The organism is Pseudoalteromonas 'SMAR' (genome assembly GCF_048515945.1).
Lineage (GTDB): Bacteria > Pseudomonadota > Gammaproteobacteria > Enterobacterales > Alteromonadaceae > Pseudoalteromonas.
Map to the genome: position 1 here is coordinate 40,801 of NZ_JBLWMW010000025.1, position 16,430 is coordinate 57,230.

The following is a 16,430-nucleotide window of genomic DNA, read 5'->3' on the forward strand; positions in this document are numbered from 1 at the left end:
GTTCTATCACCAGCAGTTTTGTAGCAATAAGTGGGCCAAAGGTAGATTGTCTCGTCAGGGCCCATTTGTCGATAAAAGACTTTGTTATTGCCCCAATGAGTTCAGTCATTGGGGCAATCGGTTACCAATATAGCTGCACTAGCTTGCCGCTTTGTGACGCCAACCGCTAATTAAACTATAAAGCGCAGGCAACACAATTAGGGTGAGTACGAGTGCACTGGCCATACCGCCTACCATAGGCGCGGCAATGCGGCTCATGACTTCGGAGCCGGTTCCAGTGCCATAGAGAATAGGCAACAAGCCAATAATAATGGTGGCCACGGTCATCATGACCGGACGAATACGCTTGCCAGCGCCAGTCAAAATGGCGTGGTTAATTTCCTCTTGGGTAATGCTTTGCTGGCTTTGTTTGAGCTCATCAATAGCTTGGTTTAAATACACCAGCATGATCACACCGATTTCCACCGCCACGCCGGCAAGAGCAATAAAGCCAACCCCCACCGCAACGGAGAAGTTAAAGCCTTCTAAATACAGCAGCCACAAGCCGCCAATCATCGCCATTGGTAAAGTCAACATGATCACCGCCACTTCGGTAAAGCTTCTAAAGCTCATGTATAACAGCACGATGATGATACCAAGAGTGAGTGGCACTACGTAACTGAGCTTGGCTTTGGCCCGCTCCATGTATTCGTACTGGCCCGCCCAAGTAATTGAGTACCCTGCTGGTAACTCCAGCTGCTCAGCCAATACTTGCTTGGCGTTATCGACGTAGCTGCCAACATCGACGCCGTCCAAATCAATAAAGGTCCAGCCGTTGATGCGGGCGTTCTCACTTTTGATCCCAGGTGGGCCATTTTCAATGTACACGGATGCCACATCACCAAGGGTAATATTCAACCCCTGCTCAGTGACAATCGGAAGCGCTTTTAAGGCCTCTGGCGAGTCACGAAGATCTTGTGGGTAGCGCAAACTTACCGGATATCGCTCTTGTCCTTCAATGGTTTGTGTGACATCCATGCCCCCGATGGCGGTGGCAACCACCTGCTGTACGTCGGCAATGTTGAGGCCAAAACGCGCCGCTTGGGCGCGATTAATGTCAACTTTAATGTAGCGCCCCCCTGCGACTCGCTCAGAATACACCGATGCGGTGCCTTCCACATCCGCTAAGATTTGCTCCAGTTGCTGGCCAATCTCTTGAATGGTATCCAGGTTGGGACCCGCCACCTTAATCCCTACAGGGGTTTTTATCCCCGTCGCTAACATATCAATACGGGTTTTAATCGGCATTACCCAGGCATTGGTTAAACCAGGAAATTGTACCAGCTCATCCAGCTCGGCTTTTAATTTTGCCGTAGTCATGCCCTCTCGCCATTGAGATTTTGGCTTTAGCTGGATAAAGGTTTCTATCATGGTCAGCGGTGCCGGATCCGTTGCCGTTTCAGCTCGGCCTATTTTACCAAAGACATTTTTTACCTCTGGCACCGTGGCAATGAGTTTATCGGTTTGCTGCAATAGCTCCCGCGCCTTACCGATGGAAATGCTCGGGTAAGTCGTGGGCATATACATTAAGTCGCCCTCATCTAAAGGTGGAATAAACTCACTGCCAATCTTATCAACGGGATAAAAGCCCACCACCGTTACTACCACAGCGCCGAGCAAAGTAAATTTCGGGAAGCGCAGTACTTGCCTAAGAATAGGCGTGTATATGGCAACCAGCAGTCGATTCACTGGGTTTTTGTGTTCAGGCAGCACTTTACCGCGAATAAAATAGCCCATCAGGACTGGGATCAAGGTAATGGCCAATCCAGCCGAGGCCGCCATGGCGTAGGTTTTGGTATACGCTAATGGCGCAAACATGCGGCCTTCTTGCGCTTCTAAAATAAATACAGGTAGAAAGCTGACGGTAATGATCAATAAACTAAAGAACAATGCCGGGCCCACTTCAGAGGCGGACTTGGCCACCAGCTGCCAGCGGTTTTCATTATTCAGCGGCGTTTTTTCCATGTGTTTGTGCATGTTTTCGATCATCACAATAGCGCCGTCAGTCATCGCGCCAATGGCAATGGCGATACCGCCTAACGACATGATATTGGCATTAACGCCTTGAAAATACATGATAATAAAAGCGACCAAAATCCCCAGCGGCAACGTCACCACAGCCACAATAGAAGAGCGAATATGGAATAAGAACACCACACACACCAGCGCGACTACGGCCAGCTCCTCTAAGAGCTTCGACCACAGATTATCGATGGCGTTGCTAATAAGCTCAGAGCGGTCGTAAACGGTGACCACCTCAACGCCGTCAGGCAGTCCTTTTTGCAACTCATTGAGCTTTTGCTTCACACCATCAATGGTTTTTTGTGCGTTTTCACCAAAGCGCATCACCACAACGCCACCGACCACTTCCCCTTCACCGTTGAGCTCAGCAATACCACGGCGCATTTGCGGGCCAATATTGACGCTGGCAACATCCGCGATGGTAAGTGGCGTGCCTTGGATGGCTTGGCCTAATGGAATAGCTTCGATGTCAGCAACACTTTGAATATAACCTGTGCTGGTGACCATGTATTCTGCTTCAGCCATTTCAATCACCGAGGCACCAGACTCTTGGTTACCGCGCTGCAGCGCTTGTTGCACATGAGTAAGGGGAACACCATAGGCTCGCAGCTTGTTGGGGTCGACCTGCACCTGATACTGCTTAACCATGCCGCCAATGGGGGCCACTTCTGATACCCCAGGCACCGATTGCAGTTCAAACTTTAAAAACCAATCTTGTAAACTGCGCAGCTGGCTGATGTCGTGCTGACCGGTTTTATCCACTAGCGCATATAAGTACACCCAGCCCACCCCTGTGGCATCGGGCCCAAGCTGAGGCTTAGCGGCATCGGGCAGCTGCGGTGCCACTTGGCTTAGGTACTCTAATACCCGGCTCCGCGCCCAGTATAAATCGGTGTCGTCATCAAATATCACATAAACATACGAGTCACCAAAAAAGGAGTACCCTCTCACCGTTTTTGCCCCCGGCACAGATAACATTGCCGTGGTTAACGGAAAAGTGACTTGGTCTTGCACCACCTGAGGTGCTTGCCCAGGGTACGGTGTTTTCACAATCACCTGAACATCCGATAAATCGGGAATGGCATCCACTGGGGTGTTCTTTAAGGTGAACAACCCCGCTCCAACCAGCATCAATGTCAGTAGCACCACAAAGAAGCGGTTGTATACTGACCAGCGTATAATTGCTTGGATCATTACTTTGCTCCCTCTAGTGGCTTGAATGCATATCGTGGTTCATCTGCGCTTGTGGTGTTATTTCAGTGACGATGAAGTCATCGCCAACCACAAAGGTGAAGGTGATCGCCATGTCTTCATGTAAGGCGCTAAGATCCAGCTCAGCGGCCGCCACAAAGTCCATGGTCGTTGCTGGGCGATCCCACTTCGCAATGGCTTCGCGAGAAATATTAAGCACGCGAGTTTGCTTATCAATGGTGTTAATGACCCCAGCCACGGTCGCGCTAGGCAACTCATCAAAAGGAGTAGGTTCAGACATAATATGAATACCGGTCAACACTATGCTGCCGTCGTCTTGTTTGGTGGTTTCAAAGTGCAAGGTTTGCCCAGGTTTTAGGGCATCAATGTCCACTTTATCCGCCACAGCAAAGTCCATCACCATTTCTGGCCACTGCCATTTAGGCACGGGTTTATGGTCAATGGTGGCGGTACGACTGTCATAATCCATGGCGGTAATTTCCCCCTCAATCCAAACTGAGTTAGGCTCTGCGTCGGCGGCCATACGCATAAAATCGGACGAAATGCTTGATTGCGAATCAATTAAGAAATGCGCCGAGGTAACGATGGTATCTCCGACATTGATGCCATCTAAGATCTCAACGCGATCTTCACTGATCTGTCCCAGTTCCACAGCCACAGATTTAAACAACCCAGGTTCCAGCTCGACCACCACCCGGTTTTGCTTGGCAGTTCGGATCACCGCTTGAGTTGGTATTTGCAGTACATTTTCACGGGGCTGGGTCGCAATGGAAACTTGCGCAAACATATTGGGCTTAAGCTGGCCATCGCTATTGTTAAACCTGAGCCGAACGCGCAGTGTTCGCGTTTTTTCATTTAATGATGGATAGATGTAATCCACCTTGCCCTGCCACTTTCTACCTGGTAAAAAGTCCAGCTGCATGATCACCGGTAAGCCTTCCGTAATGGCCATGGCATCGCGCTCAAATACGTCCGCTTCAACCCAGATTTCATCGAGTTGCGCGATACTCATTAAGGTTGTGCCCGGTTTAACGTAAAAGCCCTCGCGAATTTGCAAGGCATCGATGACCCCAGATTGTCGTGCATAAAAGGTAATGGTTTGATTCACTTCGCCGCTTTGCTTTAATTTCTCAATAAAGCTCTCGCTCAGTTGCAATGCCACTAGGCGCTCTTTGGCTGCATTAATTAAGGCTTGATTTTGGCGCTTACGAGCGATTAAGTACTCTTCTTGCGCGTTGACAAGTTGCGGAGAGTACAAAGTATACAGGGGTTCCCCTTGTTTGACTGGATCGCCCGCTGCTTTAACGTAGAGTTTTTCTATCCAACCCTCAACACGAGGGTGAATGTGCACCAAACTGTCTTCGTTGTATTGTACGTAGCCTACGGTGCGAACGTACTTTTCCATGTCAGCTAATTCAGCGGTGGTGGTGCGCACCCCCATGTTGTTTTCAACCGCTGGGTTTATCTCCACTACCCCTTGGCCGTAGTCATCGCCTTTGCTTTGCTCTTCATAGACAGGGACTAAGTCCATCCCCATGGGCGACTTGCCGGGCTTATCTCGACGATAATTTGGGTCCATTGGGGCAACCCAGTAGAGTGGCTCCTGGGCATCCGCGCTTGCGCCACTTGCAGCACCAGCAGAGCTGCTCGATAAATTCATGCCAATGATCACCCCAGCAACCAAGGTACTCACAGCAACTAACATTAATACTAAACGGTTATTCATGGTGGCTGTCCTCTGTAACTTGAGCTAGGTAATAATTGCTGCGCGCAACGGCTTTAAGTAAGGCGATATCGATAGCCAGGGCCGATAGCTCAGCATTTAACTTGGCAATACGCGCTCTCACCACTTCAGCAAAATCACCGTCGTCGTTGGTGTAAGCACTGAGGGCGGCTTCCGCTTGTTCCGCGCTCTGCGCTATGATGCTATGATGCTATCGCGATATAGAGATTGGCGTTGTTGTAACCGTTTTACCGTTTGTATTTCACTGTTTAGGCCAGAAAATAACTGCTTTAACACCAAAAAGCGCTGCGTTTTACTGGCTTCAAGCTCAGCTACGGCTGCGGCTTTTAAAGGGTCTTGCCTTTTATCTGTGAAAAGTGGCATATCAAAGGTGACACCCACACTAAAAAAGTCCGCTCTGGAGCCGGTTACTGGCGCATCATCGCGATAGGCGTAACTGGCATTAACCGCAAACTGGGGTTGGTAAGCCTGCTCTTGCAGTGCCACTTCTTGCTGAGCTTTTTTACTATTCACATCAGCTAATAACACCGCTGGATGCTGATTTATACGTGCCGTAATGGCTTGCTTATCAATGGGGTAAGTTTGCATTAGTTTCGTCGCCGCTGAGCGAAGCATGGGTAATGCCATCAAGGCGTTGTCATCAATAGTCGCCTGTTGCAGATTGAGATTATCGTCCATTAACCACTGCGATAATTGCGCTTTTGCTGTATTCAACTTTTGATAGGCAAAGGCTTTTTTATCATCAAGTTGCACCACCTCAAGCTGAGCACGGATGACGTCTTGCTGCCGTGTTGTGCCCACCGCACTGGAGTAACTGGCATTGGCGATGTCCACCATTTGCTCGAACAACACACTGTCACGCTCTATCAGCGCTAAGGTGTTATTGGCGTGAACAATGTCTAACCACAGCAGCGATACCTCACGCTTAATTTGCGCCACACGTTGTTGCTGCAGCAGCGGTTGCTTACTGGCATCAAGACGCAACTGCTCGCTTTTAATCGCTAAGCTGTCGCCACGAGGCAGCATTTGCGTGACACCCACTTTAAGTTGCGTCATTGGCTCTTGATTCAACCCCCAGCTATCCACTGGTAAATTCATAACCGCTAACGACATTTTGGGATCTGAGTAACTCAACGCCGCTTTACTTTTCGCTGTAAACGCCGCGTATTGGTGTTGGCTGGAACGCAACCAAGGATCGTTTGCTATTGCCGTGGCGATAGCTTGCTCTAAAGAGGTGACTTTAGCTTGTGCAGTGGCTGCCATTACAGCGGCGGCCATGACAAATAGAGACTTGAGTGGCATCAAAACTGCTCCTCGTAGCGATTAATTTCAGCGAAGACTTGGTGACTGCCGTCTTTTTTCAATAATAAAATTTGGTATGGCATAAAGCGCTCACCTATTTCCATACCAGGTGTTCCCACTGGCATAGCTGGCACACTTAATCCCAATATGTCTTCATTGGCGGTAAGATTTTCGTTCGCTAAAAACTGTTTAATGAATTTTGCTGGTACATGACCTTCAAAGATAAAACCCGCTTTTGAAACAGCGGTATGGCACGACTGGTAGTTATGGCGGATGCCATACTTGTTCTTTAACGAACCTAAATAGTCTAGGTCGGTGGCTTGATAATGAATGTTCTGTGCCTGTAAATGGTTTAGCCACAGCTCACAACAGCCGCAAGTGGGAGATTTATATACTTGCAAATTAATATCTTGGTTTGCTTGCGCCATGTGGCTAGAAAACCACAGCAGAGTAATAACAACTAGTTGTTTCACACTAACCTCGTCATTGCTGCCTATATCATTAAAAGCAGCTCAATAATTAATTTTCAATCAACACGTACACAGAAACTGTGTAGTAAAAACCAATTTAAACGGACGGATCTGTCCTGGGGTTAGCTGTGTATTGGGGGTCTAAATAACGAGTTGGGGCGCTGTGACAATGGCCCTGAAGCGAAGTTTGATTGTTCGCTTTGATGGTTCAGTGCAACTATGTTGTTATCGGGTGAAAACGCCGCCACACTTGAAGAACACATGTGGGTTGGGCAAGTACAATCACCACATTGACTGGGGTTGTCGGGATCGCAGCAATCCATATTAATCATTTCAGCGGTCATTGACTGGTGCATTTGATGACTTGCTGTTTGATGACTTTCACCATGAGTGTCACAGGCAGCCACAGATGCAGCGACACTGGGTCCGCTCATCAGCGCTACAATCAGTACTGTGATAACTAGGCGAATAATTGCTTTCAAGGTTTAATCCCAAACGATAACTTTGCTAATGATAAAAAGCCCGTGCAGCAAATGCAAGCACGCAAGTCATCGTCAGGGTTATTTTTATATGGTCATTGCTACATAGCGGCGTTATAGCATTTGACCTCTTAAGGAAAAGATTTATGAAGCGTTTTATTATTCTACCCGCACTGGTTGATGGGTTTACCTTTTCTCAGACAACATCAGCAAACCAGTATGGTTAAGGGCCGATTAAGCCATACTGTTGCTAAATAGCAACACTCGCGCAAACGCCAACATCACTGAGCCCCGAGGCCGTTAGGGATAGGAAGTCGTGCAATGAAAACTATTTTTTCGCAGTCATTACAAAAGCAAGCACTGATTGCCATGTTTATCGGCGTTTTACCGATCCTTACGTTAACCCTTTGGTATGCCCAAGCACTGTCACAGAACCAACAACACACCCAAGCAGCCTACAACCAAAATCAAGCGCTTATTCTAGAATTTAACGCTATCAAGGGAGATGTCATTGCCATTGAGAAAGCCCTGCAAAATAACGAATTGTTACAAAGTGAAGCGCTACAGCGAAGTATTGAACAAAAATGGCAAAACACTCAAACCCGCTTGCAATCTTTGCAAGCAAGCCTGCCAAGCTCCACCGTTGTTGCCAAGTTACAGCAATCAATGACACAAAATCTCAGTGCACAAGCAACAGCCACAAATTTGCAGCAGCTCATTACCTTACTCAATCAACAAGAGCCTAATTTCCAGCAAAGCCTTAAAACGCGCTTAGCACAGCAAGAAAACCGTTTCTCGGAGTTGCAAACCGTGTTTGTGTTTGGCTTAGTACTGCTGCTCCCCACTTTGGTGGCCATCAGTATTTTTCTCATTCACCGTATTTGCCAACAACTTAATCAAGTCGGTGCTGCGGTGGCTGAAGTGGGAAAAGGCAATCTAGATAAAACCGTAGAGCTCAAGGGAAGTTTTGAGCTAGGGCAACTGAATGACCGACTCAATTGGTTACGCCTTGAATTGAAACGGGTGCAACAGCAAAAAGAAACTTTTTTACGCCATGTTACCCATGAATTAAAAACCCCGCTGGCGTCCTTAAACGAAGGCAGTAGTTTGCTTGGTAGTAGCTTATTGGGGCCTGTAAATCAAAAGCAGCAGCGTATAATCACCATTATGGCCGATGCCGTGACTAAACTAGGCAGTTTAATTGACGACTTACTCAGTTACAGTGCCGCCAGTCACCCGGACAGCTTGCATCACGAGGCACAGTTAAGCGAGATTAAAGCCGAGTTACTCAGCCACCTCGAAGATAAAATCCAACAACGTCAAGTGCATCTTAATTGGTATATTGATGATCATTGCAAGCTGCCCTATCTGCCTTGCAAATTGGTGTTAACTCAGCTTATCAATAATGCCATTGAGCACGCCAACAGCAAAATTGATGTTGAAATAAAACAATCGCAGCAACAGTTTTCCATGCTAGTGCATGATGATGGTGCGGGTATCGACAGCAGTCAAGCGCAAGCCATGTTTCAGCCCTTTGTACGTGGCAGCAATAACAAAACCGTTAACGGCAGTGGCCTAGGTTTAGCCATCGTATCTGAGTGCGTAAAACAATTAAAAGGAACCGTAACTTGGCTCAACGTGCGCCATGGCGCTTGTATTCAAGTTACTTTCCCAACCAGGAAAACGTCATGAAATTACTGATTTTAGGTCTATTGATAACGGCATTATTGGGTTGCCAATCCAGCCCTAAACAAGCTCACCTAAGTGGCGAGTTTGTGGGTCCCATCAAATCGCATCAAGGAGCGAATTATGCCCCCTTGGCAACTGTGATCAACGCGCAGCTAAAACGCTGTGAAGACAGTAACGAAGCCATTATCGGCGCCCACTTTAAAGGCGCTCAACAGCTGCAACAATTTATTCGTCGCTACTGCGGTACCGATTCAACCACTGCTCAGCTTAAGCTCATCGCAAACACCAAGCAACAACATACTTGGCCAGATGAATACCTGGTGTGGCTCGATGCACTTGCTTGGCACACACAACAATTGCGTGCGCAAAAAATCGACAACTACTATTCCAATAATGCGGCAAAGCAACATCAGCAACAGTTACTGAAAACCCAAAAACAGCTCAGTGAATTAAAACAAAAGTTGGCGAATATTGAAAAACAACGCCTAGAAAGCGATCTCTAAGGTGGAGGAAAAAATGACGCACAACAGCCCAAAAGCCCGTTTGTTATTGGTGGATGACGATACTGCATTAACTGAACTGCTCGCTATACGCTTAGAAAGTCATGATTATGAAGTTGAGGTCGCCCACCGTGGCACTCAGGCGCTCAATATATTACAACAAACGGCCATCGACTTGGTCATTACCGACCTGAAAATGGCGCACATGGATGGATTTGAACTGAATGACAAAATCAAACAGCATTACACTGGCATGCCGGTTATCATGATGACCGCGCACGGTTCTATTCCCGACGCCGTAGATGCCATGCAGCAAGGTTTTGTCAGCTTTTTAACCAAGCCCATCGACAGCCAAAAGATGCTCGAGGTCATCACTGAAGCCTTAGCAGGAAAAAGCGCAGCGAGCCAACAGTCCGATCCCAACAACTTCCATGGTCTGTTATTCCAAAGTAGCGCCATGCGTCAGTTAGTACAGCAAATCCAAGCCCTCGCCAGTAGCAATGCCAATATTCTAATCCAAGGTGAAAGCGGCACAGGTAAAGAAGTTACCGCCAAGGCGATCCACTTAGCCAGTAACCAAGCACATGGCCCTTTTATCGCAATAAACTGCGGTGCTATGCCCGCTCAATTACTGGAATCTGAATTATTTGGCCATAAAAAAGGAGCTTTCACAGGCGCGGTTAGTGATAAGGAGGGGCTGGTAAAAGCAGCCGACGGCGGCACCTTATTCCTAGATGAAATCGGCGATATGCCCCTTGACCTACAAGTTAAATTGTTACGCGTGCTACAAGAAAAAACCGTCAGGCCGGTTGGTAGCCAAAACGAAGAAAAAGTCAATGTCCGCTTTGTTTCTGCCAGCCATAAGGATATTCAAACGGCCGTAGCAGATAGGTTATTTCGCGAGGATTTATTTTATCGGTTAAATGTTGTCTCAGTAACCATCCCCAGTTTACGCGAGCGAGTTGAAGATATCCCCCTATTAGCAAACCGCTTCCTTGCTTCCCTCAGTGGGGGAGAAAAGCAGTTTAATCAACAATGCATTACCGCGCTGCTGAACTACCATTGGCCAGGCAATATTCGTCAGCTCCATAATGTGGTTGAGCACTGTATAGCGATTACGCCAGGTAAACTTATCACCTCGGATATTGCACAAAAAGCCCTGCCTAACGATGCTTCGAGTAATGCCTTTACCGGACTCAATGAAGCCAAGCGGCAATTTGAGTACGATTATATTCAAAAAGTGTTAGCACTTTGTCAGGGAAATGTCTCTGAAGCAGCGAAGCTGGCGCAAAGAAATCGCTCTGATTTTTATAAATTACTTAAAAAACACGAGATTCAGTGCTAAAACTAAGAAGTGACCAGTATTTATCAAAGTCACATTGTGTTGGCAAATACTGGTTAATTTCTCTGCACTACCGCATTACGGCGTGCAGTAACTGACAATAATACCAATAATAAAAGCACTGGCTAGGGGTTTAACTATATGAAAATGCGCAAAAAGCTCATTATCAGCTTTGTTCTTACGGTCATTATTCCGATTATTGCAATTTCCTTTGTGAGCATCTCACAGACCAAAAGCGATTCCTTAGCCAAGTTTTTAGAGGCCTCTGGAAATGAGATAAGGCAAGCTGAGCGGTCTTTTGTGTTGTTTTTTGATCAAATGCAAAAAAATGCTCGCTTTTTAGCCCAAAGCCAAGCAGTGGTTAATGTCGCTGACAATACAACCACCTATTTTGGCAGCGAAAAGCCCATGACCCCACTCAGTAATGGGCCATCAGAGACGAGTATTTTCGAACTTTACAGCGCCTTTGGTAAAACCCATGAAGAGCTGCTATTTGTATACTTGGGCACAGAAAGCGGCGGGTTTATTCAATATCCTGCAGAGCCATTGGGAGGCTATGACCCAAGAAAGCGGCCTTGGTACCAAAAAGCCTCGAAGCAGCCTAATGAAGTCATTTTAACCGAACCTTATCAAGGTGTTACAGGGCAGGCCATGGTTTCTGTTGCCACTGGCATAAAACGTAATGGCCAATTCATTGGCGTACAATCATTAGACGTCACCCTGTCAACACTCACCGACATCGTTAGCAGCATTAAGCTTGGCGAGTCCGGTTATCTGATCTTACTGGATGGCGATGGCACCGTATTGGCCGACCCTAAGAACAAAAATAATAACTTTAAAAATATAAACAAGTTAGCCAGTCCTCTTTATCAAGCGATTAAGAACGATGACGGCAAGTCTTTTCTCACCATCAAAACTGACGACAAGACCTATAATGCAAAGAAATACCACTCTTCAGAGCTTGGCTGGCAATTTATTGCGGTCATTGATGAAGAAGAAATATTAGCCTCAGCCTACGACATGACCATTAGCATCGTAGTGATTGCTATTGTAATGTTACTTCTGTTTGTGGTGATTGCAGTGGTGCTGGCCAACAAAATTGTCGAACCCATAGAAATGGTATCCGAAGGCTTAAAAGAAATCGCTCAAGGAGAAGGTAATCTATCCAAGCGCTTGCAAGTTGTAACAAAAGACGAAATCGGTGAGTTAGCAACTTGGTTTAATAAGTTTCTCGATTCCATCAATGTCTTAGTTAAAGACATCCAGAACAACGCAGTCACCCTCAATGGTGCCGCGTTGGATTCACAGCGAAGTATTGGTGATATTCAAGCTCAGTGCGCAACGCAAGCTGACAATTCCAACAATGCCGCCACCACAACCGCTACGGTAGAGCAACTTGCCGTGGAAATTAGCGACAGTTGCAAACAAACTTTAGAAGACGTAATGAGTGCCGATGACCACGCCAAGCGCGGTAACAGTACCATTGAGAGTACCGTTGAGCAGGTTGCGAGGTTAAATCACTCCTTAGCGGAATCGGCCAGTGCTATGAGTCAACTGGAAACAGAAAGCCAAGATATCACCAACATACTCGGCGTGATCCGTGCCATTGCAGAGCAAACGAATCTGCTCGCTTTAAATGCCGCCATTGAGGCAGCTCGAGCCGGTGAGCAAGGGCGTGGTTTCGCGGTAGTAGCCGACGAAGTCCGAACTTTAGCCCAGCGCTCTCATGACGCCACTCAAGAAATTGAGCAAGTACTCACCAATTTAATTTCACAAACACGCAAAGTATCGGAGCAAATGACTTCAAGTGTCACGGAGTCCGAATCCACCATTACCGAATCGCAAAGCGCACAGCAGGCGTTTTCGGACATCGCCGATGCCGTATCACGCATAAAATCGGCAATATCCAACATCGCCGATCAGGCGTCATTGCAAGGTGATAATGCTGGTCAAACCAGGGAGCTTATCGCTTCGGTAGACAGCTCGGCCCGTCAAGTGGGCGATGAAACCGCAGCCTTAAACGCCGGTGCAGAGCAACTGGTGAGCTTAGCTAAAGATTTAGAAAGATTAGTTGGCCGCTTTGATATTGAATAATCACGTTAGCGTTCTGAAATGACGAAATTAGCAAATAACAGCGCGTCATTCGCTGTTATTTGCTCGATGTTGCCGCCATTAGATATTTGCCAGTAACCCGCTATAGTAAATGTATGGTCAACTAGCGGTTTTCATTTCATGCTCTTAGTGCGCTTGGTATTGCTCACCATTCTGTTTGTTTCCGCAGTGGCAAACTCTAGTCCGCATAAGCCACAATTAGAAAGCCCTGCTCGCGTGACCATTTTGGTGGATGACAGCTACCCACCTTACACCTATCAAGCCAATGGTAAACTGTACGGCATTTATGTCGATATTGTGCGCCAAGCGGCACGCCTGTTAGAGCCCGATTATGCCATTACACTGCAAGCCGTGCCTTGGAAACGCGGACTGTCATCCCTAGAGTCAGGTGAAGCCTTTGCGCTGATGCCCCCTTATATCCATATTAAAAAGCGCCCGTTTATCTGGCCATACTCTGTGGCACTGCAAGAAGAAGTCGTGGTTGCTTTTTGTAATCAAGGGGTGAGCCTAAAAAGCTTGCCGCATATTAAACCTGAGCGCAGTTACAATATTGGCATCAATGCCGGCTATATGATCCTAGACGAAGAGCTGATGCAGTCACAAAAGCTGGGCTACATTAAAATTTGGGAGAATAAAAGCACGCGCTCAAACATAGAAAAGTTGGCGATGGCCAGAATAGATTGCTACGTTAATGATCGCCTCTCTACCTTTTTGGGTATTAATAAATTGGTGAACATAGCGCCAGATTTGGATACTAGCCAATTTGTAGAGGACAAAGTCCTGATGCGACGTACTGCCCACATTGGTTATTTAAAAGGGTATGACGACCGCTACCCATTTAAGCACGACTTTATAAAAAAAATGGATAAGGCGCTTCAGCAAGTGATCGATAGGCAAGAAGACAGTAACTACAATCAATAGTCCACGATCCCAATGCGGAGCACAGTTTAAATAAAATAAGGCTATAACATGCACACACTCATCAACAAAGCACTCTTTTCACTCATCACACTGGCTGCAATTTCCATGTCTTCATGGGCGGATGAAGTCGATTTCGAACTCGTTAAGGTTACAGATGGCCTGCATGTTTTGTATGGTCGAGGCGGCAATATTGCCATTAGCTCCGGTGAAGATGGTGTTTATATCGTCGATGACCAGTTTGCCAAGCTTAGTAAACAAATTAAAAGCAAAATAAGCGAGATCCAACCTGATACTCCAGAGTTTGTTATTAATACTCATCACCATGGCGATCACACCGGTGGCAACGAGAACTTTGCCCAGGCTGGCAGTCATGTTATAGCTCATCACAATGTCTACCAACGTCTTGAGCAAAAACATGGGCAAGGGTCTGATTTTCTCCCGACCTTATCTTTTGGTAGTGGTATGAAATTGCATTTCAACAATGAGCATGCCCATTTATGGCATTATCATCATGCCCATACCGACGGTGATGCCGTCATTTTTTATAACAACGCCAATGCTGTGCACATGGGAGACATTTACTTCAACCTTGGCAGCTTACCGTTTGTTGATGTCGACAGCGGTGGCTCTTTAGATGGCGTTATCGCTGCGGTTGAAGACGTTCTAAGTCGCATCGATGATAAAACGACTGTGATACCGGGTCATGGTAAAATCACAGATAAACAAGGGTTAATGGCCTACTTAGCGCTACTGAATCAAGCAAGGGAGATCATGCTTGAGGCGATGAAAGATGGCGCAGATCTAGAGACGGTCGTTGCCGCAAAGCCGCTAGACAAGTTGGCACTTAACTACGCAAATTGGCTACCACAAGAGCGCGTAACTCGACTGTTTTATCGTAGTTTAGTACAAAAGTAGCGCCGCTGTATTAGTCCGGGTGAGGGCTTTAGCCTAAATGCCCGGCCTAACTTTTAAAATGTTTGACCTCTAGCCTACTGATTTTCATCAACTTAAAAGCAAACAGGTAAAATAAACTAAATCATTGATAGACAAGACACTACAACCCAGTTACTATGTGCACGCTTTAGATATTTAAAGCACTTACTACTGCTGCACTGTTTCTCTTTACACACCTTTTTTTAAAGTCGTTTATAGATATACACCTGCGTTACTAGCTAAGTTTTATCTATCGCTTTACCGGTGGTTTTCCACCACATACATTATTTTTTAAAAAGGTTTCAATTATGTCTAATACAGTTACTGGCGTAGTAAAATGGTTTAACGAAGAAAAAGGTTTTGGTTTCATCACTCAAGAAAATGGCGGCAAAGATGTATTCGTACACTTCCGTTCAATCGTTTCTGATGGTTTCAAAACGCTTACAGAAGGTCAAACTGTATCGTTTACCGTTGAAGAAGGTCAAAAAGGCCCTCAAGCGAGCAACGTAGTAGTTAGCTAATAACTAATACGCAAGAGCTAGAGTCTACTCTAGCTCTTACAAATCCTGTTAAATACGCTTTTCTAAAACTCTACTTTACTGTGTTCACCCATTTCCTCGGGGCTCACATTTTTACCCATCGCTAATTTCACTAACCCTTTTACCTCAGGGTCAACGTGCCATAATTCGATGTCTTCTAGTTCAAAGCGCAACATAATGAGCTCTGGATCGTCTTTGCCTTTTTCATACCAGCTTTCAACTTGCCGCGACCAATGTTGATCAATTAACTCTTGCCGCGTTTCTTCAACAAGTTGTCCGTGGAGACTTGCAAACACCTTATGATCCTTACTAGAAAATTGTGCTGAGGCCTTACCACACTTAGCAATACGGTTACTTTTAGTGGTGAAAAACCAGAACTCGCCATTGGCTCCTTTATCAAGGTGTGCTCGCATTGGCTCATGATGGTGATTATCTTCACTCAGCCCAATCATGACGTTAGGACTATCACTCAGTGCCAACCAAAAATTTTTCTTAATGTCTGCCATGTTTACTCCTATGCACTCATTGCTTGGATTAATGCGTTGTTGAAGGCTTCTAAGTCTGCGGGCGTGCGACTGGTGATCACGTTATCGTCTTGTACCACCTGCTCATCAACCCACTGAGCCCCTGCGTTTTTTAAGTCCGTTTGAATACTGGCGAAGGAAGTCAGACGTTTACCTTCAACAATATTGGCTTCGGCTAATAACCAAGGGCCATGACATATTGCGGCGATCGGGCGCTTATCGCCATACTCAGAAAAGGCGCGAACAAACTCAATCGCAGCTTTATCTTGGCGCAGAGTATCTGGATTGATTAAGCCACCGGGTAACACAAGTGCTTGATATTGACTGGCGTATGCATTGTCTAGGGTCAGATCCACGCTCACCTGCTCGCCCCAGTCGTCTTTATCCCAGCCGATGATTTTTCCGGCTTGCAAGGAGATAACGTCAACATTATAGCCGGCTTGCTCAAGTGCGCGTTTTGGCTCTAAGAGTTCACTTTGCTCAAAGCCATCGGTGGCCAAAATAGCCACCGACTGTTGATTGCTGTTTGTCATAATAACGCTCCTCTCATAACGCTTGTTATGAGCTATGAAGCACTATTAATGCCACATATAGGTCATTGT

14 protein-coding genes are annotated in these 16,430 nt (G+C 46.5%); 7 read left to right on the forward strand and 7 right to left on the reverse strand.

The window, feature by feature from the left end:
* Positions 1-138 precede the first annotated feature (138 nt).
* The 5 genes from ACNKW2_RS11700 to ACNKW2_RS11720 all read right to left on the reverse strand — a co-directional run bounded on the left by ACNKW2_RS11700 (position 139) and on the right by ACNKW2_RS11720 (position 7,271).
* On the reverse strand, positions 139-3,255 hold the full coding sequence (locus ACNKW2_RS11700; protein WP_419148730.1) for an efflux RND transporter permease subunit: 3,117 nt from the start codon (positions 3,253-3,255) through the stop codon (positions 139-141).
* 13 nt (positions 3,256-3,268) lie between these two features.
* Positions 3,269-4,999, reverse strand: coding sequence for an efflux RND transporter periplasmic adaptor subunit (locus tag ACNKW2_RS11705; protein ID WP_419148731.1), 1,731 nt, complete (start codon positions 4,997-4,999; stop codon positions 3,269-3,271).
* 192 nt (positions 5,000-5,191) lie between these two features.
* Entirely contained in the window at positions 5,192-6,319 is a 1,128-nt protein-coding gene (locus ACNKW2_RS11710) for a TolC family protein (RefSeq protein WP_419148732.1), read from the reverse strand.
* Positions 6,319-6,747, reverse strand: coding sequence for a DUF411 domain-containing protein (locus ACNKW2_RS11715; protein ID WP_419148749.1), 429 nt, complete (start codon positions 6,745-6,747; stop codon positions 6,319-6,321). Before ACNKW2_RS11715 ends, ACNKW2_RS11710 begins: the two co-directional genes overlap by 1 nt.
* 164 nt (positions 6,748-6,911) lie before the next feature.
* Entirely contained in the window at positions 6,912-7,271 is a 360-nt protein-coding gene (locus tag ACNKW2_RS11720) for a hypothetical protein (protein ID WP_419148733.1), read from the reverse strand.
* A gap of 318 nt (positions 7,272-7,589) precedes the next feature.
* Here ACNKW2_RS11720 and ACNKW2_RS11725 point away from each other — a divergent pair, with 318 nt between their 5' ends.
* From ACNKW2_RS11725 to cspE, 7 genes are all read left to right on the forward strand, one after another.
* Complete coding sequence (locus tag ACNKW2_RS11725) at positions 7,590-8,960, forward strand: HAMP domain-containing sensor histidine kinase (protein WP_419148734.1); 1,371 nt, start codon at positions 7,590-7,592, stop codon at positions 8,958-8,960.
* Positions 8,957-9,460 carry a hypothetical protein gene (locus ACNKW2_RS11730; protein WP_419148735.1) on the forward strand — a complete coding sequence of 168 codons (504 nt, stop codon included), beginning with the start codon at positions 8,957-8,959 and terminating at the stop codon, positions 9,458-9,460. Before ACNKW2_RS11725 ends, ACNKW2_RS11730 begins: the two co-directional genes overlap by 4 nt.
* A 13-nt stretch (positions 9,461-9,473) precedes the next feature.
* Positions 9,474-10,802 carry a sigma-54-dependent transcriptional regulator gene (locus ACNKW2_RS11735; RefSeq protein WP_419148736.1) on the forward strand — a complete coding sequence of 443 codons (1,329 nt, stop codon included), beginning with the start codon at positions 9,474-9,476 and terminating at the stop codon, positions 10,800-10,802.
* A 138-nt stretch (positions 10,803-10,940) separates the two neighbouring features.
* Positions 10,941-12,893, forward strand: a complete 1,953-nt coding sequence (locus ACNKW2_RS11740) for a methyl-accepting chemotaxis protein (RefSeq protein WP_419148737.1) — start codon at positions 10,941-10,943, stop codon at positions 12,891-12,893.
* 138 nt (positions 12,894-13,031) lie between these two features.
* Complete coding sequence (locus tag ACNKW2_RS11745) at positions 13,032-13,832, forward strand: substrate-binding periplasmic protein (protein ID WP_419148738.1); 801 nt, start codon at positions 13,032-13,034, stop codon at positions 13,830-13,832.
* Positions 13,833-13,892: 60 nt separating this feature from the next.
* The gene (locus ACNKW2_RS11750; RefSeq protein WP_419148750.1) at positions 13,893-14,747 is read left to right on the forward strand and encodes an MBL fold metallo-hydrolase; all 855 of its coding nucleotides are present in this window, start codon (positions 13,893-13,895) and stop codon (positions 14,745-14,747) included.
* 326 nt (positions 14,748-15,073) lie between these two features.
* Entirely contained in the window at positions 15,074-15,286 is a 213-nt protein-coding gene (gene cspE, locus ACNKW2_RS11755) for a transcription antiterminator/RNA stability regulator CspE (protein WP_336565264.1), read from the forward strand.
* A gap of 62 nt (positions 15,287-15,348) precedes the next feature.
* Here cspE and ACNKW2_RS11760 read toward each other — a convergent pair whose 3' ends face one another.
* Together ACNKW2_RS11760 and ACNKW2_RS11765 are read right to left on the reverse strand one after the other, a co-directional pair.
* The gene (locus ACNKW2_RS11760) at positions 15,349-15,810 is read right to left on the reverse strand and encodes a pyridoxamine 5'-phosphate oxidase family protein (RefSeq protein ID WP_419148739.1); all 462 of its coding nucleotides are present in this window, start codon (positions 15,808-15,810) and stop codon (positions 15,349-15,351) included.
* 8 nt (positions 15,811-15,818) lie between these two features.
* Positions 15,819-16,361 (reverse strand): type 1 glutamine amidotransferase domain-containing protein, encoded by a 543-nt coding sequence (locus ACNKW2_RS11765; protein ID WP_419148740.1) that lies wholly within the window; start codon positions 16,359-16,361, stop codon positions 15,819-15,821.
* Between the last annotated feature and the right edge of the window lie 69 nt (positions 16,362-16,430).